Genomic DNA, 300 nt, shown 5'->3' on the forward strand with positions numbered 1-300 from the left:
CTCCCACACCCTCCCGAGTGCAGTACCATCGGCGCAGAGAAGCTTAACTTCCGGGTTCGGAATGTAACCGGGTGTTTCCTTCCCGCCATAACCGCCGTAACCCTCCGAAACACACAAGCACCGCTTGTTGTCTCAGAATTGCCTAGTGGACGCGAGCAAAAACTCGAAAGTACGCTTTGTGGTCAAGTCCTCGGCCTATTAGTACCGGTCAGCTCCACACGTTACCGCGCTTCCACCTCCGGCCTATCAACCCGGTCATCCACCGGGAGCCTTACCCCCTCACAGGGTGGGAGACCTCAT

2 rRNA genes are annotated in these 300 nt (G+C 57.3%); both read right to left on the reverse strand.

Annotation, left to right across the window (positions count from 1 at the left end):
- Window positions 1-99 (reverse strand): 5S ribosomal RNA (gene rrf, locus C1J01_RS48930); the annotation flags it as partial.
- Between the two features lie 79 nt (window positions 100-178).
- Window positions 179-300 (reverse strand): 23S ribosomal RNA (locus tag C1J01_RS48935); the annotation flags it as partial.

Origin of the sequence: Nonomuraea aridisoli (genome assembly GCF_003236395.1) — a bacterium.
Taxonomy (GTDB): Bacteria; Actinomycetota; Actinomycetes; order Streptosporangiales; family Streptosporangiaceae; genus Nonomuraea; species Nonomuraea aridisoli.